Here is a 25,623-nt window from a genome sequence, read left to right as displayed (position 1 = left end):
TTGGTTCATTCTGTTATCACCGACGTCACCCAGCGGATCATCGACCGCAGCGCTGACCTGCGGGGGCCACATGTAGAGCGGATGGAACAAGCCTGCTCGAAAGGGCCGGCTCGCGCGCATCTGTCCTGCAGCGGTCAGGCCCACGCCTATGCTGGCGCGGGTCAGGATCAGCAATCTATGGCAACGGGGACTGCCGGGAATTTGGGCATTGTCACCTCGTATAACGACATGCTCTCGGCCCACCAGCCGTTCGAACGCTATCCCGGCCTGATCCGCGATGCGATCCGCGCGGCGGGTGGCACCGCACAGGTCGCAGGCGGTGTTCCCGCGATGTGCGATGGCGTCACGCAGGGTGAGGCGGGGATGGAACTGTCTCTCTTCTCGCGCGACGTGATCGCCTTGGCGACCGGCGTGGCGCTGAGCCACAATACCTACGACGCGGCGGTGTTCCTCGGCGTTTGCGACAAGATCGTGCCGGGCCTTATCATCGGTGCGCAGGCCTTTGGCCATTTGCCTGCTGTTTTCCTGCCCGCTGGCCCAATGACCAGCGGCTTGCCGAATGACGAAAAGGCCAAGGTCCGCCAGAAATTCGCCGCCGGAGAGGTTGGTCGCGAAGAGCTTATGGCTGCCGAGATGGCCGCCTATCACGGCCCCGGCACCTGTACCTTCTATGGAACAGCCAACACCAACCAGATGCTGATGGAGTTCATGGGCCTGCACTTGCCGGGGGCCAGCTTCATCAATCCCAACACCCCCCTGCGCGATGCGCTGACACAGGAGGGCGCCCGCCGCGCCCTGTCTCTCAGCGCTTTAGGAAATGAATACACGCCGGTCTACCAAGTGCTTGACGAGCGCGCCTTTGTGAATGGCATCGTCGGCCTGATGGCGACGGGTGGATCGACCAACTTGCTGATCCACCTGATAGCAATGGCGCGTGCGGGTGGTATCGTGCTGGATTGGGAAGACTTTTCCGACATCTCTGCCGTGGTTCCATTGGTCGCGCGGGTCTATCCCAACGGTCTGGCCGACGTAAACCATTTCCACGCAGCCGGTGGTCTGGGCTATTGCATCGGCACGCTGCTGGAAGACGGGTTGCTGCATCCCGACACGCTGACCGTGGCGGGGCAGGGCCTGCACAACTACACCAAAGAGCCCAAGCTGAAGGGCGACGAATTGATTTGGGAAGAGGGCGCGGGCCACAGCCTGAACGACAAGATCGTTCGCCCTGCCAAGGACCCGTTCCAGCCCACCGGCGGTCTGTCACGCCTGACCGGTAACCTTGGTACCGCTGTCATGAAGGTCTCGGCCGTGGCCCCCGAACACCAGGTGGTCGAGGCCCCCGTACGCGTGTTCCAAGATCAGGACGAGGTCAAAGCCGCCTTCAAGGCCGGAGAGTTCACTGGCGACGTCATCGTTGTTGTCCGCTTTCAGGGCCCCAAGGCCAACGGCATGCCCGAACTGCACTCGCTGACACCAATGCTGTCGATCTTGCAGGGCCGGGGGCAAAAGGTCGCGCTGGTCACAGATGGCCGCATGTCCGGGGCTTCGGGCAAGGTGCCCGCCGCGATCCATGTTTGCCCCGAGGCGCTGGAGGGCGGTGCAATTGCCTGTCTGCAGGATGGCGACCTGCTGCGCGTTGATGCGGTGAAGGGTGACTTGGAAATCCTCACCCCTGGTGTTCTGGATCGAAGCCCCGTCACCGCGGATCTGTCTGCCAATCAACATGGCGTCGGGCGTGAGCTGTTCACCGCATTTCGCAACAACGTCGGTTCTGCCGACGCCGGTGCCAGCATTTTCGGAGCGTAATTCCCATGTCGAAAACTCAACGTACCCGCGAAATTTGCGCCCTTGCGCCGATTGTACCCGTTCTGGTCGTCGATGATGCCGAGCACGCCCGTCCCCTCGCCGAGGCTCTGGTCGCCGGTGGGCTGCCCGCGCTCGAAGTCACGCTGCGCACACCTGCGGCGCTGGACGTGATCCGCGAGATGGCGCAGGTGCCCGGCGGTGTCGTTGGCGCAGGCACGCTGGTTACTCCTGATGATGTCCGCGCCGCCAAAGAGGCCGGCGCGCAGTTTGGCGTCTCACCCGGTGCAACTGATGTACTAATCGCCGCCTGTGAAGCCGAAGGCCTGCCATTGCTGCCCGGTGCCGCCACGGCCAGCGAGGCGATGCGACTGCTGGAGCAGGGCTACGACATGCTGAAATTTTTCCCAGCCGAAGCGTCGGGCGGCGCGCCTGCTCTAAAGGCAATAGGCGCACCTCTGCCCCAGATCACCTTCTGCCCCACCGGCGGCGTTTCGCCCGCAAATGCGCGGGATTACCTGTCGCTGTCAAATGTCGTCTGTGCCGGTGGCAGCTGGGTTGCGCCCAAGCAGATGGTTCTGGATGGCGACTGGGCCGGGATCGAAGCACTTGCCCGTGAGGCCGCCAAGCTGGTGGATTGACGCCACCTTTTGCGGCGCTAGGGTGGGGGCAATTCAAACAGGTTGATCCCATGACAAACCAAGTCTCTCGCGCGCGGGGTCGCGAGTATCTGGCTATTCCCGGCCCGTCGGTCATGCCCGATGCGGTTCTGCAGGCCATGCATCGCCCATCGCCCAATATCTATGACGGTGAACTGATCGAGATGATGCCCGCTCTGACCCGCGATCTGAAGCGTGTGGCCCGGACCGAGCATCACGTCGCCATCTATATCGCCAACGGTCACGGTACGTGGGAGGCCGCGCTGTCAAACGTTATCGCGCCGGGGGAAACCGTGCTGGCTCCGGCTTCGGGCCGGTTCACCCATGGCTGGGCCGAAATGGCCGAGGCAATCGGAGCCAAGGTCGAGCTGATTGATTTCGGCACGTCCTCACCGTGGGATCTGGAGCGTATAGCGGACGCTCTGCGCGCGGATACAGGCCACCGGATCAAGGCGGTTCTGGCGGTGCATGTGGATACCTCAAGCTCCATCCGCAACGACGTCCCGGCGCTGAGGGCGCTGCTGGACGACCTGCACCACCCGGCGCTTTTGATGGCGGATTGCATCGCCTCGCTTGGCTGTGACCGGTTCGAGATGGACGCCTGGGGCGTCGATGTCATGGTCACCGCTTGCCAAAAGGGGCTGATGACTCCGGCGGGTGTTGGCTTTGTTTTTTTCAACGACAAAGCGCAAGCCAAGCGGGCCGAAATGCCGCGAGCCTCTCAGTATTGGGACTGGCAGCCGCGCGTGAACCCGGACCTGTTCTATCAGTATTTCAATGGTACTGCGCCGACGCATCACCTGTTTGGACTGCGCGCGGCACTGGACATGATTCACGCAGAAGGCATCGAGCATGTCTGGGCGCGCCACGAACGCCTTGCCACTGCAATATGGACAGCCTGCGAAAACTGGGCTGAAGGTGGCGCGCTACACCTGAACGTCGCGGATCGCGCCCAACGTAGCCATGCCGTCACCACCCTGTGCCTGACGGATGAGCGCGGTACGCCATTGCGCCAGTTTACCGAGGGACAGATGGGTTTGACGCTGGGTATCGGCCTTGGCATGGAAGACTGGAACGGCTTTTTCCGTCTCGGTCATATGGGCCATGTGAACGGTCAGATGGTAATGGCTATGCTGGGCGGGATGGAGACGGCAATGGCCGCGCTTAACATCCCGCGCGGCAAAGGCGCGCTTGAGGCCGCTGCCGCTGTTCTTTCCCATTAAGGTACGGGCGCCTTTTATCGTTCGTCTCCACGCGCTATTGCCAAGGCATTCGGTAGCGCGGCGGCAAAGGCGTCCAGATCCGCCGCCGTGCCACAGCTGACACGGATACACCGGTTCTGTGGAGCGGCGAAGGGCATGCGCACAAAGATACCCTGTGTCACCAGTGCCTCCAGAACTGCCTTGGCAAAGGCGCCATCCTGCCCGCAATCGATGGCCACAAAATTCGTGGCAGAGGGCAGCGGCTCCAGCCCGTTATTCTGAGCGATTTGTACAATCCGGTCGCGTGCGGCCGCGATCTGCGCCTGCACATGGGTCAGCCATTCAGCATCCTGCAATGCGGCCAGGGCGCCTGCCTGTGCGGCCCGGTTCATGCCGAAATGGTTGCGCACCTTGTTGAAAGCTTCGATCAACCCCTGCGCGCCAATCGCATAGCCAACCCGCGCCCCGGCCATGCCGTAGACCTTGGAAAAGGTGCGCATCCGGATCACGCGCGGATCATCCGCCATGACCGGGGCTGCGGTGCCTTCGGGCGCGCATTCCACATAGGCCTCGTCCAGAACCAGCAGGCATCCTTCGGGCAGAGCCTCCATCGCGGCGACGATTTCAGCGCCGCTGTGCCAACTGCCCATCGGGTTGTCGGGGTTGGCCAGGTAGACCAGCTTTGCATCCACTTCAGCCGCTTTGGCGAACAACGCCGCGGGGTTCTCGTGGTCGCCCTGATATGACACCTTGTGTACCACGCCGCCATAGCCCGCGACGTGGTAGTTGAAGGTGGGGTAAGCCCCGTCCGAAGTGACAACCGCATCATCCGGTCCAACCAGAAGCCGTACGAGGTAACCCAGCAAGCCATCAATACCCTCGCCAACCACAGTGTTTTCCGGTTTTACCCCGTGGTGATCCGCAAGCGCATTGCGCAGGTCATGATTCTCGGGGTCGCCGTACATCCAGATATCTGTCGCCGCCATTGCCTGGATTGCACGGGGGGAGGGGCCGAAGATGCTCTCATTCGCGCCAAGCCGGGCCACAAAAGGCGCGCCACGCTGACGCTCTTGGGTTTCGGGCCCGACAAAGGGCACGGTTGCGGGCAGTGACAGGGCAAGCGGGGTATAGCGTGGGTCAGTCATGCAGCGAGATAAACCCAAGGTCGCCCGTCAGGCAACACCTGCAATAGCACCGCCAAACGTGCCCCGACGTTGCGGTGGAACTCGGTGAGCCTTCCGGGCATGGTTGGGGCAAGAGAGTTTGGGAGGTCTTCATGACACGCGTATCCGTCGAGTACAAAGATCACATCGCTCATGTCACCCTGACGCGCGGCGACAAGATGAACGCGCTGGATGACGCGATGGTCAAGGCGCTTCTGTCGGCCGGGCAAGAGGTCGCGGCCTCGGACGCGCGTGCCGTGGTTCTGTCGGGTGAAGGCAAGAGTTTTTGCGCCGGGCTCGACATGGCCAGCTTTGCCAAGATGGCCCATATGGACCCGACCGAGTGGTTGATGGCCCGCAGCCATGAAGACGCCAACGAGATGCAGGAACTGGCCTTGGTCTGGCGGCGCGTGCCGGTGCCGGTGATCTGCGCCATTCAGGGCGTGGCCTATGGTGGTGGTCTGCAAATCGCACTGGGCGCGGACATCCGTATCGCACACCCCGAGGCGAAGCTGGCGGTGATGGAAATGAAATGGGGCATCATCCCCGATATGGGCGGGATGGTCCTGTTGCCGCAACTCGTGCGATCGGACGTGCTGCGTTTGCTGACCTACACCGCGCGTCCTATTGGCGCGCAGCAGGCGGCGGATTGGGGGTTGGTGACCAAACTCTCGGACGACCCGTTGACCGAGGCGCAGGCGCTGGCAGAAGACATCGCGGGCAAAAGCCCCTCGGCCATCCGGGCCGCCAAACGCCTGATCGAAGTGGCCGAGACCAAGCCCCGCGCTGAGGTTCTGATGGAGGAATCCGCTGAACAGGTCGAACTGATTGGCAAACCCGATCAGATGGAGGTCGTGATGGCGCAGATGCAGGGCCGCAAGCCCGAGTTCAAGTAATCAGCGCATAAAAGCCCGCCGCGCGTCGCGTGCCATATTGTATCGCATCTCAAGGTCCGCGATCCGGGCCATGGCGGCTTTGCGTTCATCCCGGTCGGTCAGGCTGGCGTAGTTCTTTCGCGCCGAGTGCAGCCTTTTCTTGATCTCGAACTCTTCGGGAAGGACCCCGGCCTGTGCCATGATCCGATGACTGGCTGCAATTGCGGGGTCACTTTGCGCTTCGCTGGAGCGGTCTGGCAGAGGCCGTCCTTCGCCTTCGAGACCCTGCAAGAGGCCCTCGGACTGTGCCTTTTTGATCTGGTGTTCGATCAGTTTTCCCAGTGATCCAAGCATGGAGAGAGGATATCTCAGCCATTATTGCTTTTAAAGCGGCTACCGTGCTCGAAGTGTCACAAGATAGACGATCCCACCTGCCAGTAATCCCCAGACGGCCGCCCCCAGACCAAAGACCGAAATGCCAGAGGCTGTGATGGCAAAGGTCAGAATTGCGGCTTCTCTTTCGGCAGTCACCTCAAGTGCCGCGTGGGTTGCATTGGCCAAAACCCCGATCAGCGCAATTCCCGTCAATGTACCCATCAGCAAAGGATCGGCATGTACAGCAAAACCGGTAATCGCCACCGCAAAGATACCGAACAGACAATAGAACACACCCGCCATCACGGCCGACCAATAGCGCTGGGCCGGGTCGGGGTGGCTGTCCTCGTTTGAACACATCGCGGCGGTGATCGCGGCGAGGCAGGTGGCTGGAGCGCCAAACGGGGCTGACAGAATGCTGGCCGCACCCACCGAAGAAAACAGCCGACCAGGCGCAGGCGTATAACCAAAGCTTCGCATCACCGCGATGCCCGGGATGTTCTGTGTTGCCATAGTTACAATGAAAAGCGGGATTCCGATGCCGATGATGGAAGCCAGCGAGAAAGTCGGCATCGTCCAGACCGGTGCGGCCATCAGATGAGATAGTGCAACCGGTGTATCGCCTGCATTCAGGACCACAACAATCGCTGCAGCGATCACCGCCGCAGGGACGGCGCACAGTCGATTGATACGCCCGGCGATGAACCACGTCAGGATCACCGGCAAGGCTTGCCAGGGCAGGTCAACGGCTGCCTTGAACGGGACGATGCACAGGGGTAGCAGAACGCCTCCCAGCATTGCCTGTGCCAGCGTCGTCGGAATTGCTGCGGCCAACCGCCCCAATGGGCGCCAAAGCCCGGCCAGCACGGTTAGCGCGCCTGCACACAGGAACGCCCCTACGGCATCCGAGAAACCCGCCGCGGGCATCGCGGACACAGCCAACAGCGCGACGCCCGGCGTCGACCACGCGACGCTGATGGGTTGCCGGTACCACAGGCTGAGGCCAATGCCCGCCAGCCCCATGGCAATGGCGGCCATCATCAGCCCTGAGGCGGATTCCGACGGTGACGCCCCCATGGCTGCCAATCCCTGTAACACGATGGGGAATGAGCTGAAGAACCCGACAATAGCCACAACCAGCCCGGTCGAGACGGTTCGGATCGGCGGAATTGTGCGTGCCATTCTGACCTCGGGGCTTGCCACCGGCAATTGCTAACAAGGGTTAGGCTTTGGGGGCAAGTCCCTGCGTAAAAAGAAAACCCCACCGCCGGATTGGGAGGTGGGGTTTGGATTTAAGCGTTTTGTGAAAGGATCAAGATCAGGCGATTTCGGCCAGACGGGCGAGCGCCTCGTTCAGTTTTGCTTCTTCCTCTTCGCGGGCTGCAAGGTTGGCCTTGGCTTCAGCAACAACCTCTTCCGGGGCCGAGGCCACGAATTTGGGGTTGTTCAGGCGTCCTCGCAGACCGCCCAGTTCCTTGGCCAGCTTGCCCTTGGCTTTCTCCAGCCGCTCCTTTTCCGCGCCGATGTCGATGATATCCGCCAAAGGCAGGCCGAAGCTCGCGCCTGGAGCGGCAATCGAGATCGTGCCTTTGGGAAACGAATCCGCTTTGGTCAAACTTTCAATGCGAGCCTGACTTTTGATAAGCGCTTCGTTGCGATCCCAAGCCTCCTGACCTTTCGGATCGATATCCGTAACCAGCATCGAAACGAACAGACCCGCTGGAACGCGCATTTGCTGCCGCGCCGAGCGAGTGTTGTCGATCATCGAAATCACCCAGTTCATTTCGGCTTCGGCTTCGTGGTCAACGAGGTCCGCCGCAGAGTAAGTTGGCCAATCCTGATGAACCAGCATCTTGGAAGTGTCGCCGGTCTCGTAGCCACGGCTCGACGTGGCGTTCCAGATTTCCTCACTGACGAAGGGCATAACAGGGTGCATCAGGATCATGAATTGATCGATTGCCCACGCATAGACTTGACGTGTTTCCGCTTTGGCGGCTTCGTCATCCCCTTGGAAGATCGGTTTGGTGAATTCCAGATACCGGTCACAGAAGGTGTTCCAGAAGGTAGAATACAAAGCATGCGCGGCGTCGTTAAAGCGATAGCTTTCAAAGCTGCTATCAACCGTTTCGCGCAGCTTGGCGACTTCACCGATGATCCAACGGTTCAGCGTCAGGCTGGCCTTGGGCGGCATCGCGCCGCGCTCGGCGTCGAAGGCACCGATGACGTTGCAGCCGTAGGACGAAGCCTGCCAAATCTTGGTGACGAAATTCCGGTATCCGGTGATGCGTTCGCGGGACAGTTTCAGCACGCCGCCAATCGCCGCCATCGAGGCGTTGGTGAAGCGCAAGGCGTCGGCGCCGAATTCGTCCACGATTTCCAACGGGTCGATGACGTTGCCGGTGGTTTTGGACATCTTTTTACCCTTCTCGTCGCGGACGAGCTGGTGCAGGTAGACGGTGTGGAACGGGATCTGATCGACCACGGCCAGCTGCATCATCATCATCCGGGCGACCCAGAAGAACAGGATATCGAAGCCAGTGATCAGAACGTCCGTGGGGAAGTAGCGCTCTAGCTCCTCGGTCTGCTCAGGCCAGCCCAGCGTGCCGATCGGCCAGAGGCCGGAGGAGAACCAGGTGTCGAGGACGTCGGGGTCGCGCCAGACCGGATAGACCAGCTTGGTTGGGTCCTGTTCAACCGCATACTGCGCAAGGCTCTCGGCGAACCGATGCATTGCCTCGTGTTTGTCCGCGACTTCAACGACGGTAGCGTGGCTCAGCGGGCTGGGAATGTCGGCATTGTCATTGAGGAACTTTTCAGTGACCGCCTCGAATGTCGGCGCACACTCCATGACGCTGCCACGGTGCAACATGCCACCTTCATTGAGCAACCGGCCCAGTTCAACGAGATCAAGATTGCCGTCATTTTCATCATCCATGAAATTCTCTGCGGACAAATCCAGACCGTACCAGACCGGAATCTGATGCCCCCACCACAGTTGGCGCGAGATGCACCAGGGCTCGATGTTTTCCAACCAGTGGTAATAGGTCTTCTCGCCCGATTCAGGGATGATCTTGACTGTGCCGTCCTTGACCGCATCCAGAGCGGGGCCGACGACCTTTTCGGCATCTACGAACCACTGGTCGGTGAACATCGGTTCGATCACAACCTTCGAGCGGTCGCCGAAGGGCTGCATGATCGGTTTGCTCTCGACCAGCGCGACTTGCTTGTCTGCGCCTTCGTGGTCCGGCTTCAACGCGGTCGAACCCAGACGCGGATCATCCGCGCGGGTCATCACGGCCAAACCATCGGCGGTGATTTCTTCAACCACCTTCGCACGTGCCTCGAACCGGTCGAGGCCACGCAGGTGATCGGGGACGAGGTTGATGGCGTCGATCTCGTTCTCGGTGAACTCACGCCCACGCGCGTATTCCTGCGCTTTTCCCGCCTCGTCGGCGTAAGGCGCACCATCGGCCCGCATCGCGCCCTTGGTGTCCATCAGGCGGTACATCGGAATGCCGCCGCGTTTGGCGACCATGTTGTCGTTGAAGTCATGCGCGCCGGTAATTTTCACCGCGCCCGAGCCGAAATCGGGATCGGGGTAGTCATCGGTGATGATCGGGATCTGGCGGCGATGCTCTTTCGGACCAACCGGGATTTCGCAAAGCTTCCCTACAATTGGCGCGTATCGCTCATCCGACGGGTGAACCGCAACCGCACCGTCGCCCAGCATGGTTTCCGGGCGGGTCGTGGCGATCGAGATGTAGTCGCGCTCTTCCTCAAGGATGACGTTCCCGTCCTCGTCCTTTTCGACATAGGTATAGGTCTCGCCCCCGGCCAGCGGGTATTTGAAGTGCCACATATGGCCCGCGACTTCGATATTCTCGACCTCAAGGTCGGAAATCGCGGTCTCGAAATGCGGGTCCCAGTTGACCAGACGCTTACCGCGATAGATCAGGCCCTTTTCGTACATGTCGACGAAAACCTTGATCACCGCGTCGTGGAAGTTGGCCGAGTTCTCATGGCCCGTGCGCGGATCACCCGACGCACCGGCCATGGTAAAGGCGTTGCGAGACCAATCGCAGGAGGAACCCAGGCGCTTCAACTGCTCGATGATCGTGCCGCCGTACTCGCCTTTCCATTCCCAGACTTTCTCAAGGAATTTCTCGCGCCCCAGTTCCCGGCGACCGGGCTGCTGGGTGGTAGCCAGCATCTTTTCCACCTGCATCTGCGTGGCAATGCCTGCGTGGTCCTGACCGGGCTGCCAAAGCGTGTCAAACCCGCGCATCCGGTGCCAGCGGATCAGAATATCCTGCAGCGTGTTGTTGAACGCGTGACCCACGTGCAGCGCGCCCGTCACGTTGGGCGGCGGGATCATGATGGTAAAGCTCTCGTCGCGTGATTTGTTCGCGCCTGCCTTGAAGGCTCCGGCCTGCTCCCAGGCCTTGTAAATGCGGGCCTCGGCCTCGGCCGCGTTGAATGTCTTTTCCATCGCCATGGGTGCGTCCTGCGTCATCAATCTCGGGTCAGCGCCTGCAATAGCGAATGCGCAAGGGAAGGGGAAGGGTCTGCGGACGCACTGGACAACGAACTGGCGCAGCCTAATGTCGCCTGCAGGGCATCGACGGGAGCATGCAATGAAAAGGTTCGGAAAAAGCCAACCGCTTAAACGGACCGAGGATCAGCGCTTTTTAACCGGGCAGGGGCAGTACATGGATGATGTAGTGCCAAGCGACGCGCTGTTCGCCGCCTTCTTCCGCAGCCCGGTTGCCCATGGTCGGATCACCGTTCTGGATCTGGATGCCGCGCGCGAGGTGGAAGGTGTGCGGCTGGTCATGGCGTTGGACGATCTGACCGAAGCGGGGATCGATACAGTATTGAACGCGGCAACAGTGACCAACCGGGATGCCTCCAAAGCGGCGGCACCTGACCGGCATATGCTGGCGAAGGATCGGGTTCGGTTTGTCGGCGAGCCGGTGGCGGTAGTGATCGCGGACACCCCGATGCAGGCCCGCGATGCGGTCGAGTTGATCTGGTTGGAGACCGACGATTTGCCCGCCAAGCTGGATGTCGATGCCGGAGGGGAGCCGCTGCACCCCGAAGCCCCTGACAATCGCGCCTTTGACTGGGGGCTGGGGGATGAGGCCGCGACCGAAGCCGCGTTTCAGCAAGCCGCCCATACGGTTTCACTGAACGTGGCTGACAACCGGGTGATCATCACTTCCATCGAGCCGCGCGGGTGCCAGGCGCATTGGGCCGATGGGCGGCTGCATTTTGCCTATGGCGGACAGGGTGTCTGGGCTATGCGCGGGCAGCTGGCTCAGAAGCTGAAACTGAAGCCGGAAACTATCCGTGTCACCACCCCGGACGTAGGGGGCGGGTTCGGCATGAAAGTAATGCCGTACCCTGAGTATTTCTGTGTCGCAGTAGCCGCGATGAAACTGGACAGGCCCGTTCACTGGATGTCGGATCGGTCCGAAGCGATGCTGTCCGATCATCATGGCCGCGACCTGACCTCTCTGGCCGAGCTGGCCTTTGATGCCGATCACCGGATCACCGCCTACCGTGTCCACAGCAAGGTAAACCTGGGAGCTTACAACAGCCATTTCGGGCAGGCGATTCAAACCGACCTGTTCAGCAAGGTGCTTATGGGAGGGTATGACGTACAGACCACCTATCTGCGGGTCGAGGGCTTTTATACCAACACCACGCAGGTCGACGCCTATCGCGGGGCGGGACGGCCTGAGGCGATCTATGTGCTTGAACGGGTCATGGACCGAGCTGCACGCGAGCTGGGTGTCGACCCTTGGGAGCTGCGGCGGAAGAACTTTATCCGGCCCGAGTTGTTTCCCTACAAGTCCGCGACAGGCGAAATCTATGACGTCGGCGATTTCGATATGGTCCTGACCCGTGCGGGTGAACAAACGCGGGGTTTTGCTGCCCGCAAAGCTGCCGATGCCGAGCGCGGACTGATCCGGGGGCAAGGGCTGTGTTATTATATCGAGAGCATTCTGGGCGACCCCTCCGAAAACGCGAAGATCGCATTCTGTGAGGATGGAACCGTGAACCTTTACGTCGGGACACAGTCAAACGGGCAGGGGCATGAGACGGCCTATACCCAGTTCCTGTCGGACCAAACGGGCATTCCCATGGACCGGATCACCATCGTTCAGGGGGATAGTGATCAACTGCCCCACGGTGGCGGTACAGGCGGGTCGCGCTCGGTCACCGTGCAGAGTACGGCGACGCTGGCGACAATCGACGTAATGATCGCCGCATTCATGCCTTACCTTGCCGATAAGATGGGGATCGAGGAGGCTGACGTGAGTTTTGATCACGAAACATTCCGCGCACCCGGATCGAACCTGACACCGACCCTGACCGAGGCGGCTGAGATGGCTCGCGCCGATGGCCGCACCGACCTGCTGCAGCACGAAGCGCGCGCCAACCTAGATGCCCGCAGCTATCCCAACGGCGCACACGTTGCCGAAATCGTTATCGATTCTTTCACCGGTAAAACATGGGTGGACCACTATACAGTCGTTGATGATTTTGGTAACCTTATCAATCCGATGCTGGCCGAAGGGCAGGTGCATGGCGGTGTGGTCCAGGGCATTGGACAGGCCCTGACCGAGCATGTTGTGCATGATGCGCAAGGGCAACTGCTCACGGCTTCGTTGATGGACTACGCCTTGCCCCGCGCGGCCGAGATACCCATGATAAAGTTTACCTCGGCGCCGGTTCCGTCAACTTCCAACCCGATGGGTATGAAAGGCTGCGGAGAGGCCGGCACCGTGGGCGCGCTGGCCGCTGTGGCAAACGCGGTTCAGGACGCGCTTTGGGATCACGGGGTGCGGCAGGCGGATATGCCTTTCACACCCAGCAGAGTATGGGAATTGTTGACACATGGTTCTGTCGCGGCTGAGTAGAAAGGTACTGGGATGGCTCGGGCGGCCTCTGCGGTCCGAGCACTCGGCCGAGGCGCTGCACCGTGAGCCTGTCAGCCATGTCATCATCCTCGACGGCACCATGTCGACTCTGGAGCCGGGATTTGAAACCCATGCGGGTCAGGCGTTCCGTCTGTGTCAGGAAATGGGTGGCAAGGTCTCGGTGTTCTACGAAGCGGGGGTCCAGTGGGAAAGCTGGAAAACCTCGCTGGACGTGATGATGGGGCGCGGGATCAACCGGCAGATCCGTCGCGCTTATGGCTATCTGGCGTCGCGCTACAAACCCGGTGATCGGATCTATTTTATCGGTTATTCGCGCGGGGCCTACGGCGTGCGCAGCCTTGCCGGGGTGATCGACATGATTGGCCTGCTCAAGGCCGAGCACGCCACCGTGCGCAATATCAAACAGGCCTACCGCCACTACGAATGCAATCCCGACGGCACAGCAGCCCGGTATTTCCGCGATCAGTTCTGCCACGAAGAAATCGCCATCGAGATGATCGGTGTCTGGGACACTGTCAAAGCGCTGGGCCTGCGCCTGCCGCTGCTGTGGCGCCGGGCCGAGGAAAAGCACGCATTCCACAATCATCAGCTCGGACCTGCTACCCGGCACGGTTATCACGCCATGGCGCTGGACGAGACGCGCGAGGTTTATGAACCGGTTCTGTGGGAGTGTACCTCTGATTTCAATGGTCACGTCGAACAGGTCTGGTTCCGGGGCACCCATGGCGATGTCGGTGGGCAACTGAACGGGTTCGAAGAGGCGCGGCCGCTCAGCAACATTTCCCTGATCTGGATGCTGGACAAGGCCGAGCTGCACGGGTTGCCTCTGCCGGACGGCTGGCGCGACCGGTTCCCGACTGCGACCACCGCGCCTTCGGTCGGAACCTGGCGCGGCTGGGGCAAGATTTTTCTGTTGCGCAAGCACCGGAAAGTCGGGCGCGATCCCTCAGAACGCCTGCATGTCTCGGTCGCACCGGATGAATTACCGGGCTGGGTGCCGATGCCGGATTTGCCGTCGCATCCGGCTCAGTAGGGGCCAGCCGGGGACGCAGACCTTTGTGACTGGTTTGATCAGCGCATCCGGGCGCTCAACCAGATCGAAACACCTTCGTCGCGGCGACCAATTGAAGATGCGTTCTTCTTCGGGATCATCGACAATTAGCAGACCGTGAAAGTACCATTCGGAAGTCGACTTGTAGCCGGCCTTTGCTGTGTAGAATGAAAACCCACGTAGTTGGCGCAAGGTTTCGATCGGAGAATTTTCCACATGTTCGGCCATGCAATAGGATGAACCATCCGCGATCACACGTGTTTAAACAAGGATCATCGGGACGGTCAGCAAAGACCACAGCGCTGCGACAACCGACACCGCTATTCCAAGCATTGCAAAACGTGAGGGACATACGTTCCTATCTTTTCCGGACCAGATGGGAACCCAAGCCCAATGCAATTGTCAAGGTAAGACCATGGAGCAGTTGAATGGTGGAAAACAGAGAGAGCACGCCAGAGGCTAGTGTGAAGAAAACTCCAATAAGAATTGTGGCGCCGAAAAGGGTATGGGAGAGGAAAGCGGGTATCCGGCGCAGCCCGATGAAAACCATAACTGAAAGGATCAACGGCACCGTAGGTGCAATCCAAACCACGAGATACCTGGCCTGTATTCCGAATGGGAAAGTTCCGAAGGAATAGTCCGGCTCGAAGACAGTTCGATCAAATGGTGTAGGGCGACACACAGTTCTGCCACCAGCGACAAAACCTTGCCATTTTCGCCTCACTTCTTTTATCCAGCACCTAGACCGATCTCATTGATCCTGACTTCCTTTTGGGAAAATCTGGGCTTATTTGCAGATCAGACGCCGAAGACGCCTGTTCCTGCTGATCTGCCACGTGGCGAACGCGGATGTTGGCGAGGCAATGCTATTCGACAATAGTGGTGCGGCCCGCAGGCGCTGCCGAGGACACGGTGTTATCTAACAGGTTTGCCCGAGGGAGAAGGCAGCGTCTTACCCCTGATGGCCAGGGGCGTTTGGCTTGTCCAAATCCCACTTGCCCCAAAACAAGTGCGGAAGCGTAGGCTGCGCCGTCACTCTATGTGCCAGAACACGTTGTTTTTTAAAAAATGGGCGGGAACCGGACCTTCGCGGCAGGTGTTGGAAACGCCTCGTACCAATGTATTTAAAGCCAACTTTGGCGTCATCACGTAGACATGCCCAGGTTCTCCTCAGGAAATCACTTGTCTCCTGGATATCGGACAAGGGTATGGTTGGAGAGAATTCGATTATCGAGATCAGATTCCGTTCTCCTTTCTCATAGCTAACATTTTTTTGCAGCGCGAGTTTCTAATGTGTCGCCGATCGAAGCGACGCTCATCGCAAGCAATAGCAGGGAGTGGGGTTGATGCACGAAAATTGACGGATCAGAGCTTTCGGCGATTCTGAATTCGAGTGCCGTTCTCAATCCACTTGAAGTTATCCAAGCAACCTTTGTCTCGTCAGTACAGACGAGGTTGAGTTCAAAGTTCCGTTTTATTCTCATCTCAGCCGTTGGTGGTTGTCGCAGCGAATTTCCGCTCTCCGCCCATGGTGTTTTTCGTTGCGGTAGCCGAGTGCGCAAAGCAGCCGTTCGATTTCGAAGGGTCAACGACAGCATCGTCTCGCGAGGCAGCCTTTCGTACTCGTTCCAATGAACGGCCATCACTCAACCAGAGATCGCTTCACATAAAATTGCTACTGGGACGTTTGGGGTTTGTAATGGTGGTGCAGAGCAACCCTTGGTTGCGGAAGCTTAGCGTTCTCATCCCTGTTAATAAGGCCGCCTGATGCAGCGGGGTTAGGATGTTGAATAATGAACTTACGAAATTCGTCTGGTAAGCACAGGTATTAAACTTGCCTATCAGGTCCCGTGTCGCTGATCCAGTTGTTGGTGAAAGGCAGCAACAACAGCGAGCTACATAGCCTCCAGCGTATGTGAGAGACCGTTTCGGATGTGATCTTTCAACAGCTTGATTGCGGTGCCCGCGTCTCTGGCCAATGCGGCATCGAACATGCCCTTGTGCTCCCTTACGGCCTCTTCGCCGCGATAGGTCAGCACGAGCATCTGATACCGCAGATACTTGTCATAAATGATCGAGTGCAGAGACAAAAGGTTCTTGGAGTTGCAGGCTGCGATCATCGCTTGATGAAACTCCCAATCATATCGTTTCCAGGTTTCTTTCTCGGACTCGTCGCCCTTAAGAAGCTGCTGTTCCATCAGGTGCAGTTTGTGATGTGCGGCAACAAGGTTGCCTTCCCAGTCCGTGTCGCCATTCGCAATGGACAACTCCAAAGCGTGGCATTCCAACAGGACCCGCAGCTCTGAAATCTCGGTCAGGTCTTCTCGTGAAACCGGCGTGACCAGGAAACCTCGTTGCTCGGGAGCTTCTACAAATCCGTCACTGGCGAGCCTGTTCAGCGTTTCACGAAGTGTCGAAAGGCTTGCCGAGTAGCGCTCCTTCAAGGCGTCCAGCTTCAGTTTGGAGCCGGGCTGCAGCTCCCCGAAGATGATGTCCCGCTTGATGCGCTGATAGGTGCTTGCACCTATCGTAGACGGCTGTTTCGCCATACGTTTCACCCGATATTATCAGTTTCTTCGTTCAACTAGCATTTTTCAGAGACATCAGCAATCCAAACTGATGTATGGTATAAATAAAAATATCATACATTATTGCGGAATCGCAAAAACCCCAATACGGTCATGTTCAAATTGGGCAATGCAGCCCGGTCGCAAACATCGGTTCCGGGTTTTCCCGGACCCTCCGGAAGGAAGCAAAGTGTCTAAGAACTTTCGCATTGCCATTGTCGGCATTGGCCTTGTTGGACGCCGCCACGCAGACGCCATCCGAGCGTTGCGCCATGTTGATTTTGTCGCGGTAGTTGATCCCAGCGACGAAGGCCGTGCGTACGCCGTTGAGCACGGGGTCGAGTTTTACGATACCCTTGGCGAGATGTTTGCAAATCTGACGCCGGATGGAGCTGTGCTTGCGACCCCCACGACGCTTCATGTCGAACAAGGCCTCACGTGTGTTCGAAACGGTTGCCCCGTTCTCGTCGAAAAGCCGATCGCCGTGGAAGCCGCTGCAGCACTGGAGCTTGTTCAGGAAGCGGAGAAGGCCAATGTGCCTCTGATGGTCGGACATCATCGTCGGCACAATCCTCTGATCAGGTCAGCTAAAGAAGCCATTGTGGATGGGAAGATTGGAGATGTTCGCGCTGTCCATGCGAATTGCTGGTTCTATAAGCCAGACGAGTATTTTGACGCTGCGCCCTGGCGAAAGAAACCAGGTGCAGGGCCTATCTCGGTCAATCTGGTCCACGATGTGGATCTGCTGCGGTACCTGGCCGGAGAAGTTGTGACCGTACAGGCCCAGTCGGCTGCATCGCATCGGGGTTATGATAACGAAGATGTTGCTGGTGCGTTGTTGACGTTTGAAAGCGGGGCGATTGGGACCATAAGTGTGTCCGACAGCATCGTCGCTCCGTGGAGCTGGGAGATGACGTCTCAGGAATATCCAATCTATCCTTCTACCACTGAGAGTAGCTACATGATAGGTGGCTCTCATGGTTCGTTGTCTGTTCCCGATCTTCGCCTGTGGAGTTACCAGAGAGAGCAAAGGGATTGGTGGACGCCAATCTCATCAACCGCGCTGAAGAAGGGTGCCTCTGACCCTCTGGTCAATCAACTCAGGCACTTTGTTGAAGTTGCTCGGCGCGAAGCAGATCCAATTGTGTCTGGATGGGAAGGTTTTAGAACACTTCAAGTTATTGAAGCCATTCAGAATTCCTGCAGGACTGGCGAGACTGTCAGGATAGGAAACCTTCAGGAAACGCAACAACAGAGATCGCAGGTAATGAAAAATATCTGATATTTTGTAAAAAATCTTGCAAAATTATCAAAATAGGTCAAAACTCAGAATCGGAAAAATACATCATGATGTCTCAGGGAGGAGCAAAGTGATTACCAAACTTACCCGCCGGGCTGCTGTATCAGCCCTGGTTGCAACCGGTGTTTTGTTTAGCGCAACAAGCGGTGCGCTGGCAGAAGACAAAGTGCAACTTCGCCTCGCAACATCAGGATCGGAGACCGACCAGCGTTCGGTCGCCATGGCCGAGGTTTTCGCGCCCATGGTCGCTGATTTCGCAAGCTACGAGCCCAGCTATAATGGAACCATATTCGCCCAAGGCACCGAGTTGGACGCCATCAGCCGGGGTAACCTGGAAATGTCGATCACCTCGGCGCAGGAACTGGCACAGTTCTTCCCTGAGTTTTCGATCTTTACCGCAGGCTATGTTCACCAGGACGCCGCGCATCAGGTGGCTGTCTTCAACGATCCCTTGATGGATGCCTTTAAACAGAAGGCCGAAGAAGAACTGGGCGTCAAACTGCTGTCGGTCATGTATCTGGGGCGACGTCAGGTGAACCTGCGCCAACCCAAGGACGAACTGACCGTCAGCACTCCGGCTGATCTGGAAGGTGTGAACCTGCGGATGCCGGGCACAGATGCATGGCAGTTCCTTGGCAAAGCACTGGGTGCTGCCCCGACACCAATGGCGTTCTCAGAGGTATATACGGCTTTGTCGACCGGTGCCGTTGACGGTCAGGACAATCCACTGCCGACCGTTGTGGACGCAAAGTTCTACGAAGTGACCAATCAGATCGTTTTGACGTCTCATCTGGTTGACCTGAACTACATCGCCATCGGCAAAGAAGTTTGGGACGGGCTGACACCGGAACAGCAAGCCAAGGTTCAGGAAGCTGCCGACGCAGCGGCTGAAGCTGGTCGCCAGAAGCAGCTTCAGAAAGAAGAGGACCTTGTTAGCTTCCTGAAAGAGCAGGGCATGGAGGTCTATGAGCCCGACCTCGCGGCGTTCCGGGATCAGGTACAGTCGATGTATCTGGAAAGCGAGTTCGCCGGATCATGGCCGGACGGTGTTCTGGAGCAGATCAACGCTCTGGGCAACTAAGCTCATCTGAAGAAGGAAGGGAGAACCGCAATGAAAGGCTTCATAAAGGGGTTCTCCCGACTGACCGAAGCGATTGCCGGCGGGATGCTGGCGGCAATCTTCCTGATCTTCCTTCTGCAAATTCTTCTGCGGTACTTCTTTACGCCCGCCGGTTGGACTCTTGAACTGATTGGCATTCTCTGGGTCTGGGTGATCTTCTTCAGCTGCGCTTTCATCGTGCGCGAGAGGGATCACGTAAAGTTCGACATTATCTATCTGTCTGTGCCCCGGCGCGTCCGTCAGGTCTTTGCGATGCTCGCGGCTGCGGCAATCGTGGTCGGGATGCTCTACAGTTTCCTACCGACGTGGGACTACATCGACTGGATGAAAATCCGCAAGACCGCGACGGTTCGCAATCCCTTCTCGGGCGAGAAGATACCGCTGCGCACCGTGTTTTCGATCTATGCCGTGTTCATGCTGGTCGTTGCCGCGCGGTATGCTTGGCTGTTCTTTGACATCATGCGCAACGGCCCACCAAAAACTGAACTTGAAATGGTCGTGGGATACAACGTGGTCGACGAACATCCCCGCGTTGACGTGGAAGAAGACGAGGGCGCAAGAAAATGAGTTTCGAACTTCTTTCTTGCCTGCTCACACTCTTTGTTCTGGCAGGCATCGGGACCCCTATCGGCTATTCCATCCTTTTGGCGTCACTGATGTATCTGGGCGTCGCTGGTCTGGACGTCGCGCTGGCGGGTGAAAAAATCCTGCAAGGCTTCTACAAAAGCACGATCCTGCTTGCCGTGCCATTGTTCATCGTCGCTGCAAATATCATGAACGCGGGGTCGATCACGGACCGTCTTCTAAACTTTTGCGTCGCTGCGGTCGGGCGGTTCAAGGGTGGCCTCGGTCACGTCAACGTGGTCGCGTCGCTGATATTTTCCGGCATGTCCGGCTCTGCAGTCGCGGACGCGGCAGGCATCGGCAAGATTATCATTGAGATGATGACCAAAGATGGCCGTTACAGCCGGGGCTATGCAGCCGCAATCACTGCGGCGTCGGCGACGATTGGTCCGATCATTCCGCCCTCGATCCCGATGGTTCTTTATGCGCTGGTCTCAAAGGCGTCTATCGGGTCGTTGTTCCTTGCTGGTATTCTGCCGGGCCTGATCATGGGCGTCGTTCTGATGGCGATGAATTACTATCTGGCCGGAAAGCGAAACTTTGCCCTGGAAGAACCCATTCCTCTGCGCGAGTTGCCCGCAAAAACCGCCAACGCGTTTCCGGCGCTGTTGATGCCTGCGATCCTGCTCTATGGCATCTACGGGGGTGTCACTACACCGACCGAGGCCGCCGCGGTGGCCGCATTCTATGCCCTGCTGCTGGCAGCGTTCTTCTATCGCGCCCTGTCGTTCCGTGGTCTCTATCAGGTCTTCGTTGACAGTGCCCGTTCGTCGGCAGCCGTTGGGGTAGTCATCGGTGGCGCGTTCATTCTGAACTTCATCGTCATTCAGGAGCAGATTCCACAGTCGATCTCGGCCTTGCTGGAAGGTTCTGATGTCAGCCCGATTGTGTTCCTAATCCTGGTTAACCTGCTGATCCTCGCGCTGGGATGCGTGTTAGACGCAACAACGATCATCCTGGTGATTGTGCCCCTGTTCATTCCGACCTGCGAAGCGCTCGGGATTGATCTGGTGCATTTCGGGGTGTTGGTTGTCGTGAACTCGATGATCGGTCTGATCACGCCTCCCTATGGCATTCTACTCTTTGTGATCAACGCCGTAACGGACATTCCGCTGCGTGAAATCATCTCGGAAATCTGGGCCTTCCTCGCGGTTCTCATCTACGCTCTAGTGATAATGATGCTGATGCCGGATCTGGTCCTGTGGTTGCCGCGTATGTTTGGATATCAGGGATAATGTGCCTCTCGGTTTCGACAACGTCGATCCCCGGTGATCTGGCCGAAAAACTAAGTGCTATCGCTGAAGCGGGATTCGGGGGCGTCGAGTTGCACGAACCTGACCTGACCGCGTTTGACGGGCCGCCTTCGCACATCCGCGATATTGCGTCGGACCTCGGCCTGAAGATTTGCCTGCTACAACCCTTCCATAACCTTGAAGGCCAGCCCGATGCCGGACGTGAGCGCGCCTTTGATCGACTGAAGCGCAAACTCGACCTGATGAGTGAGTTGGGAACGGAACTACTGCTCATGGGGTCTGCGTTCGAGGTCGATGCCGCTGCGACCGAAGAACAGGTAATCTCAGATCTTGGCGAGGCGGCCCAGATCGCGAAAGAGATGGGGTTGCGTCTGGCCTATATGGGCTTGCCATGGTCGGATCTTATTCATTCGGATGAGCAGGCGTTAGGCGTCGTTGAAGCAATCGACAGCCCTCATTTGGGGCTGGCCTTGAACTCCTTCTTCTCGCTTGCCGACGGGTCCAAACCAGCCCGCCTTCGGGGCATTCCCGGAGAGCGGCTGTTCCATGTGCAACTGTCCGATGCACCCCGGCTTGAGATGGATATACGTCGGCTCAAGCGGCACTTTGGGCTTCTTCCGGGGCTTGGGTCGCTGAACCTTGCGGGATTTGTGCGGGTGTTGTCCCGCGCTGGGTACAAGGGGCCTTGGTCCATTGCGCGCGTCAACGAAGCAGCTCCTCAACCCGGTGGCCGAACACTGGCCCGAGACAGCTACAGGTCGCTGGTGAACGTCCTGGATGAGGTATCCCGGACCGAGCCGGGAACCGATTTCGGCATCCCGGGCCTACCGGAACGCGTCTATGCGTCAGGCTTTGAGTTCGTCGAATTTACAGCCGACGAAACAAGCGGCGCGCAGCTGGCAGATATGTTGTCAGCAATGTGTTTTCGAATGGAGCGAAAGCATGTGAGCAAGTCCGTCGAGTTGTGGCGGCAGGGCGCGATAAACATCGTTGTGAATACCGAAAAGGAAGGCTTTGCCCATTCGGCGTTCCTGGGTCACGGCCCCTCCGTTTGTGACATGGGGTTGCGTGTCAAAGATGCGGATCAGACGGTTCGGCGCGCCACCGCGTTGGGCGCACCGGATTTCTCACAACCGGTGGGGACCGGAGAGCTGGATATCCCGGCCATCCGTGGTGTCGGCGGCAATGTTGTCCATTTCATCGATGAGAAATCCGATCTGCACCGGGTATGGGATATCGAATTTGAACCGGTAGCAAAAACCAAAGCGACCCAGCCTGCCGGTCTGCGCCGTATCGATCATCTGGCCCAGACGATGCGTCACGATGAGATGCAAAGCTGGCTGCTCTACTACATTTCGACGTTTGAGATGGCAAAATCCCCTATCGTGAACGTCGCCGACCCGTCAGGTGTTGTGCAAAGTCAAGCTATCGAAAGCCTGGAGGGCGAAGTGCGCCTGAATCTGAATGGGGCAGTTGGGCGTCGAACTTTGGCAGCGTCATTTCTTGACGATGGATTTGGGGCCGGTGTTCAGCATATCGCTTTCCAGTCGGATGATATTTTTGAAACCTCAGCCCAGTTGCTCAAGTCCGGCTTTCCCAGCCTGTCCATCCCTGAAAACTACTATGCTGATCTGCAAGCGACTTTCGGATTGGATGACGATCTGATCGCCCAATTGCAACGGGGTAACATCCTCTATGATCGGGCAGCGGGTGCTGAGTATTTTCAGATCTACAGCCGCCCCATCTTCAACGGCTTCTTCTTCGAAATTGTTGAACGCCGTATGGGCTATGCCGGTTACGGTGCGCGCAATGCACCCATTCGCCTCGCTGCGCAAAGCAAAACCCAGACGCTCAAAGAGGTGCAGACTCAATGATTGTGCTGGATGAAAACATGACGATGGATGAGCGCGCCGTTCGCCAATGGTGGCGTACCTCCATCATCGACATGAAGCCCGGTCAGATCGCTTTTCGTGGCAACGCCATAGAGGACCTGATCGGGAACATTTCATTCCCGCAGATGATCTGGCTAATGGTGCGGGGCGATCTGCCCAGCGACGCACAAGCGCGCCTTTTCGAGGCAGCTTTGGTCGCAGGCGTGGATCACGGTCCGCAGGCCCCCTCGATCGCGGCGGCGCGTATGGCTGCGACCTGCGGGGTAGGTCTCAATAATGCGATGGCGACTGCGGTGAACATGCTGGGAGACGTGCACGGCGGGGCAGGAGAGCAGTGCGCAGAGCTGTACTATGATATCTCGGCTCGCATGGATTGCGGAGCATCGTTGAATGACGCTGTGAAGGACGGTCTGGACAGCTGGCGCGAGACCCACGGCAAGATCGTATCTGGCTTTGGTCACAGGTTTCACAAGCCTGTTGACCCACGTGCACCACGATTGATGCAACTTGTTCGTGATGCGGCGGCAGAAAGCACAGTTTCTGGTCGGTTTGCCGATGTCGGAGAAGAGGTTCAGGCCGAACTCGGTCGTCAACGCGGAGGTCGACCTATTGCCATGAATATCGATGGCGCGACAGCTGTGATCTTCTGCGAACTTGGCTTTCCTGCGCCCTTGTCGCGAGGGTTGTTTTGCCTGTCCCGCTCGGTCGGAATACTCGCCCACGCCTGGGAGCAGATGGGGCAGGGCGGTCGGAACAAAGGACCGATGCCCCCGAATTACTTACCCCTCTACGAAGACAGGAATGATGACACGTGAGACATCGAAATCCTTCCGGGTCGGCCTTATCGGCTGTGGTCGTATCAGTGATATCTATCTAAAAACACTATCCAAATTTTCGATCGTCGAGGTCGTGGCTTGCGCAAGCCTCGATCCATCAGAAAGCCGCGCCAAGGCGGATCAATACGGCATCGCCAAGGTCTGCACGCCGGATGAGGTGTTCGACGATCCGACAATCGACTGTGTTCTAAACCTGACAATTCCGGCGGCGCATGCCGAAATCAGCCTGCGTGCGTTAGAGGCGGGCAAGCACGTATATTCCGAAAAGCCACTGGTCATGAACCGATCGGATGGAAAAGCGATCCTGCATACTGCCACTGAAAAGGGGCTACTGGTCGGTTGCGCACCCGACACGTTTCTGGGCGGTCGTTGGCAAACCGTTCGGCGCTTGATCGACGAAGGCGCTATCGGGAAACCAACAGGGGTTTTTGCCCATGTCGGGACCCACGGGACGGAGCGCCACCATCCCAACCCGGATTTCTACTACCAGGTCGGTGGCGGGCCCTTGCTGGATCTTGGCCCCTATTACCTGACCGTCATGTTTTTTTGCCTTGGGCAAATTGACCGGGTCGCCGGAATGGCGCGACGCACGTTCGACAAGCGGATGATCGAAAACGGCCCTCGCAACGGCGAATGGATGGATGTCGAGGTCGACACGCACTCCTTAAGCCTATTGCAGTTTTCGTCCGGTGCCATCGGGTCGATGACCATGAGTTTTGACGTCTGGGACAGCGAATCGCCGCGGTTCGAGATCTATGGTGAAGATGGAACCATCAGCATCCCTGACCCTGACCCGGTTCATGGTGCCAATATCTTTCAGGGGGATGTCTGGGTGAAAACGCGGGACACCTCGCGCTGGTCTCATCAGCCTCGCCCAACCGGTCGCGAAGACTGGCAAGTGGTCGAAAACAAGCATGGGTTCAATGAAGACAGCCGCGGGATCGGCCTTTTGGACCTCGTCCTGGCCGCAAAAGAAGGACGCCAACCCCGTGCGAGTGGCGCGCTTGCCTACCACGTTTTCGAGGTCATGGACGCAATTGAACGGGCACCGAAATTCGGAGCGTATCAGACGATAGAAAGCCGTTGCGAGGTACCCGAGCCTTTGCCGGTCGATTTCCTGAACGATGAGAGGAAGGAGTTGGCGAATGCCGATTGAGACACTCGACTTTGCCCAGCCATTCTTTCGCGTCCAGCACATCACCGATGAAGACAGAATATCTGTCGAGGGTCGCGCAATTGTTCTGAACCTTGGGGGAAGGGGCCTTTCGGTCGAGGATCAGACCGTTGCGCCGCTTTCGTCTGTGATCGTGCAAGACAGCGTGCTTAACGGCGTGGAACGCGCAGTAATTGTCTATGGTTTCGACGCCCATGCCGATGACAACGAGCTGTTCGCATGGGTGAAAGATACATGGCCATCTGCTTTTGATGTTCGCCAAGAGGAGCGTCTGCGCGGTGTCAGCCACTACATGTCGCCAAAGGTCTTCGTGGGTAACGTTGGACTGACCATGTACCATTCCGGTTCGGTCCCATTGAATGTCGGATTGCACAAGGATCACCCGTTCTGCCCGGTACCGGGGTTTCGCGAAGTGCATACGCAAATCGTAGGCTTTGGCAAAATACAGCAATGCCGTGAGCGGGATCTTGAAACCCTTTACCTCGAGGAATTTATGGCCCCCGGCACGACGCACAGGCCGATGTATAACGCTGAAGGCAACTATCCATGGCATCAATACGAGACGATTACCCCCAGCATCTTCATGGCGGTGGAAATACTGCCCGAGGGCGCAGGGGTCCCGGATATGGAGGTTCAGAATGGCTGAGAGACTTTTACCCGAAGACCTGAACTTCGACGGCCCTTTCCCCCGGTTGTCTCGCCGTTTGCGGCTGGGTGTTGTTGGCGGAGGACGGATCTCTGTCACGCAAGCAAAGGCTGCGCGGATGACCGACCGGTAGGAG

The 25,623-nt window shown here is 58.2% G+C and carries 20 protein-coding genes; 15 read left to right on the top strand and 5 right to left on the bottom strand.

What is annotated here, in order from left to right; translation table 11 throughout:
- Genes edd through ACR1XY_RS13280 form a run of 3 tightly spaced genes read left to right on the top strand, consistent with a single transcriptional unit; the run spans position 1 to position 3,685 of the window.
- The gene (gene edd, locus ACR1XY_RS13290; RefSeq protein ID WP_480593887.1) at positions 1-1,806 is read left to right on the top strand and encodes a phosphogluconate dehydratase; all 1,806 of its coding nucleotides are present in this window, start codon (positions 1-3) and stop codon (positions 1,804-1,806) included.
- A gap of 5 nt (positions 1,807-1,811) precedes the next feature.
- Positions 1,812-2,444 carry a bifunctional 4-hydroxy-2-oxoglutarate aldolase/2-dehydro-3-deoxy-phosphogluconate aldolase gene (locus tag ACR1XY_RS13285; protein ID WP_480593886.1) on the top strand — a complete coding sequence of 211 codons (633 nt, stop codon included), beginning with the start codon at positions 1,812-1,814 and terminating at the stop codon, positions 2,442-2,444.
- Positions 2,445-2,494: 50 nt separating this feature from the next.
- A complete protein-coding gene (locus ACR1XY_RS13280) occupies positions 2,495-3,685 on the top strand; it encodes a pyridoxal-phosphate-dependent aminotransferase family protein (protein ID WP_480593885.1) in 1,191 nt (396 codons plus the stop codon).
- A gap of 14 nt (positions 3,686-3,699) precedes the next feature.
- Here the strand turns inward: ACR1XY_RS13280 and ACR1XY_RS13275 are convergent, their stop codons facing one another.
- The gene (locus tag ACR1XY_RS13275) at positions 3,700-4,809 is read right to left on the bottom strand and encodes a pyridoxal phosphate-dependent aminotransferase (protein WP_480593884.1); all 1,110 of its coding nucleotides are present in this window, start codon (positions 4,807-4,809) and stop codon (positions 3,700-3,702) included.
- Positions 4,810-4,940: 131 nt separating this feature from the next.
- On the opposite strand from ACR1XY_RS13275, the gene ACR1XY_RS13270 reads away from it, so the two are divergent.
- Positions 4,941-5,723 carry a crotonase/enoyl-CoA hydratase family protein gene (locus ACR1XY_RS13270; RefSeq protein ID WP_480593883.1) on the top strand — a complete coding sequence of 261 codons (783 nt, stop codon included), beginning with the start codon at positions 4,941-4,943 and terminating at the stop codon, positions 5,721-5,723.
- On the opposite strand, the gene ACR1XY_RS13265 is transcribed toward ACR1XY_RS13270, so the two are convergent.
- The 3 genes from ACR1XY_RS13265 to ACR1XY_RS13255 all read right to left on the bottom strand — a co-directional run bounded on the left by ACR1XY_RS13265 (position 5,724) and on the right by ACR1XY_RS13255 (position 10,572).
- Entirely contained in the window at positions 5,724-6,056 is a 333-nt protein-coding gene (locus ACR1XY_RS13265; protein WP_480593882.1) for a DnaJ family domain-containing protein, read from the bottom strand.
- A 39-nt stretch (positions 6,057-6,095) separates the two neighbouring features.
- A complete protein-coding gene (locus tag ACR1XY_RS13260; protein WP_480593881.1) occupies positions 6,096-7,259 on the bottom strand; it encodes a benzoate/H(+) symporter BenE family transporter in 1,164 nt (387 codons plus the stop codon).
- 136 nt (positions 7,260-7,395) lie between these two features.
- Complete coding sequence (locus ACR1XY_RS13255; RefSeq protein ID WP_480593880.1) at positions 7,396-10,572, bottom strand: valine--tRNA ligase; 3,177 nt, start codon at positions 10,570-10,572, stop codon at positions 7,396-7,398.
- Between the two features lie 139 nt (positions 10,573-10,711).
- On the opposite strand from ACR1XY_RS13255, the gene ACR1XY_RS13250 reads away from it, so the two are divergent.
- Entirely contained in the window at positions 10,712-13,003 is a 2,292-nt protein-coding gene (locus ACR1XY_RS13250) for a xanthine dehydrogenase family protein molybdopterin-binding subunit (RefSeq protein WP_480593879.1), read from the top strand.
- Positions 12,981-14,057, top strand: coding sequence for a DUF2235 domain-containing protein (locus ACR1XY_RS13245; RefSeq protein ID WP_480593878.1), 1,077 nt, complete (start codon positions 12,981-12,983; stop codon positions 14,055-14,057). The genes ACR1XY_RS13250 and ACR1XY_RS13245 overlap by 23 nt, the downstream gene beginning before the upstream one ends.
- A gap of 1,913 nt (positions 14,058-15,970) precedes the next feature.
- On the opposite strand, the gene ACR1XY_RS13240 is transcribed toward ACR1XY_RS13245, so the two are convergent.
- Entirely contained in the window at positions 15,971-16,624 is a 654-nt protein-coding gene (locus ACR1XY_RS13240) for a GntR family transcriptional regulator (protein ID WP_480593877.1), read from the bottom strand.
- Positions 16,625-16,832: 208 nt separating this feature from the next.
- On the opposite strand from ACR1XY_RS13240, the gene ACR1XY_RS13235 reads away from it, so the two are divergent.
- The 9 genes from ACR1XY_RS13235 to ACR1XY_RS13195 all read left to right on the top strand — a co-directional run bounded on the left by ACR1XY_RS13235 (position 16,833) and on the right by ACR1XY_RS13195 (position 25,620).
- The gene (locus ACR1XY_RS13235) at positions 16,833-17,924 is read left to right on the top strand and encodes a Gfo/Idh/MocA family protein (RefSeq protein WP_480593876.1); all 1,092 of its coding nucleotides are present in this window, start codon (positions 16,833-16,835) and stop codon (positions 17,922-17,924) included.
- A gap of 88 nt (positions 17,925-18,012) precedes the next feature.
- Complete coding sequence (gene dctP / locus ACR1XY_RS13230) at positions 18,013-19,023, top strand: TRAP transporter substrate-binding protein DctP (RefSeq protein ID WP_480593875.1); 1,011 nt, start codon at positions 18,013-18,015, stop codon at positions 19,021-19,023.
- Positions 19,024-19,053: 30 nt separating this feature from the next.
- Positions 19,054-19,629, top strand: a complete 576-nt coding sequence (locus tag ACR1XY_RS13225) for a TRAP transporter small permease (protein ID WP_480593874.1) — start codon at positions 19,054-19,056, stop codon at positions 19,627-19,629.
- The gene (locus ACR1XY_RS13220) at positions 19,626-20,921 is read left to right on the top strand and encodes a TRAP transporter large permease (protein ID WP_480593873.1); all 1,296 of its coding nucleotides are present in this window, start codon (positions 19,626-19,628) and stop codon (positions 20,919-20,921) included. The genes ACR1XY_RS13225 and ACR1XY_RS13220 overlap by 4 nt, the downstream gene beginning before the upstream one ends.
- A complete protein-coding gene (locus ACR1XY_RS13215; RefSeq protein ID WP_480593872.1) occupies positions 20,921-22,813 on the top strand; it encodes a bifunctional sugar phosphate isomerase/epimerase/4-hydroxyphenylpyruvate dioxygenase family protein in 1,893 nt (630 codons plus the stop codon). Before ACR1XY_RS13220 ends, ACR1XY_RS13215 begins: the two co-directional genes overlap by 1 nt.
- Complete coding sequence (locus ACR1XY_RS13210) at positions 22,810-23,646, top strand: citryl-CoA lyase (protein WP_480593871.1); 837 nt, start codon at positions 22,810-22,812, stop codon at positions 23,644-23,646. The genes ACR1XY_RS13215 and ACR1XY_RS13210 overlap by 4 nt, the downstream gene beginning before the upstream one ends.
- Entirely contained in the window at positions 23,633-24,823 is a 1,191-nt protein-coding gene (locus ACR1XY_RS13205) for a Gfo/Idh/MocA family protein (protein WP_480593870.1), read from the top strand. Before ACR1XY_RS13210 ends, ACR1XY_RS13205 begins: the two co-directional genes overlap by 14 nt.
- Positions 24,813-25,487 (top strand): hypothetical protein, encoded by a 675-nt coding sequence (locus ACR1XY_RS13200; RefSeq protein ID WP_480593869.1) that lies wholly within the window; start codon positions 24,813-24,815, stop codon positions 25,485-25,487. The genes ACR1XY_RS13205 and ACR1XY_RS13200 overlap by 11 nt, the downstream gene beginning before the upstream one ends.
- Positions 25,480-25,620, top strand: coding sequence for a hypothetical protein (locus ACR1XY_RS13195; RefSeq protein ID WP_480593868.1), 141 nt, complete (start codon positions 25,480-25,482; stop codon positions 25,618-25,620). Before ACR1XY_RS13200 ends, ACR1XY_RS13195 begins: the two co-directional genes overlap by 8 nt.
- Positions 25,621-25,623: the final 3 nt, after the last annotated feature.

Source organism: Ruegeria sp. AD11(2025), assembly GCF_056542405.1.
This window is presented reverse-complemented; position numbering and strand designations above follow the sequence as displayed.

Coding starts and splice junctions, on each gene's coding strand:
- ACR1XY_RS13195 (WP_480593868.1), top strand. CDS start 25,480: ATGGCTGAGAGACTTTTACCCGAAGACCTGAACTTCGACGGCCCTTTC.
- ACR1XY_RS13285 (WP_480593886.1), top strand. CDS start 1,812: ATGTCGAAAACTCAACGTACCCGCGAAATTTGCGCCCTTGCGCCGATT.
- ACR1XY_RS13280 (WP_480593885.1), top strand. CDS start 2,495: ATGACAAACCAAGTCTCTCGCGCGCGGGGTCGCGAGTATCTGGCTATT.
- ACR1XY_RS13260 (WP_480593881.1), bottom strand. CDS start 7,259: ATGGCACGCACAATTCCGCCGATCCGAACCGTCTCGACCGGGCTGGTT.
- ACR1XY_RS13245 (WP_480593878.1), top strand. CDS start 12,981: ATGGTTCTGTCGCGGCTGAGTAGAAAGGTACTGGGATGGCTCGGGCGG.
- ACR1XY_RS13265 (WP_480593882.1), bottom strand. CDS start 6,056: ATGCTTGGATCACTGGGAAAACTGATCGAACACCAGATCAAAAAGGCA.
- ACR1XY_RS13240 (WP_480593877.1), bottom strand. CDS start 16,624: ATGGCGAAACAGCCGTCTACGATAGGTGCAAGCACCTATCAGCGCATC.
- ACR1XY_RS13250 (WP_480593879.1), top strand. CDS start 10,712: ATGAAAAGGTTCGGAAAAAGCCAACCGCTTAAACGGACCGAGGATCAG.
- ACR1XY_RS13220 (WP_480593873.1), top strand. CDS start 19,626: ATGAGTTTCGAACTTCTTTCTTGCCTGCTCACACTCTTTGTTCTGGCA.
- ACR1XY_RS13210 (WP_480593871.1), top strand. CDS start 22,810: ATGATTGTGCTGGATGAAAACATGACGATGGATGAGCGCGCCGTTCGC.
- ACR1XY_RS13205 (WP_480593870.1), top strand. CDS start 23,633: ATGATGACACGTGAGACATCGAAATCCTTCCGGGTCGGCCTTATCGGC.
- ACR1XY_RS13255 (WP_480593880.1), bottom strand. CDS start 10,572: ATGGCGATGGAAAAGACATTCAACGCGGCCGAGGCCGAGGCCCGCATT.
- ACR1XY_RS13200 (WP_480593869.1), top strand. CDS start 24,813: ATGCCGATTGAGACACTCGACTTTGCCCAGCCATTCTTTCGCGTCCAG.
- ACR1XY_RS13225 (WP_480593874.1), top strand. CDS start 19,054: ATGAAAGGCTTCATAAAGGGGTTCTCCCGACTGACCGAAGCGATTGCC.
- ACR1XY_RS13275 (WP_480593884.1), bottom strand. CDS start 4,809: ATGACTGACCCACGCTATACCCCGCTTGCCCTGTCACTGCCCGCAACC.
- ACR1XY_RS13215 (WP_480593872.1), top strand. CDS start 20,921: ATGTGCCTCTCGGTTTCGACAACGTCGATCCCCGGTGATCTGGCCGAA.
- ACR1XY_RS13270 (WP_480593883.1), top strand. CDS start 4,941: ATGACACGCGTATCCGTCGAGTACAAAGATCACATCGCTCATGTCACC.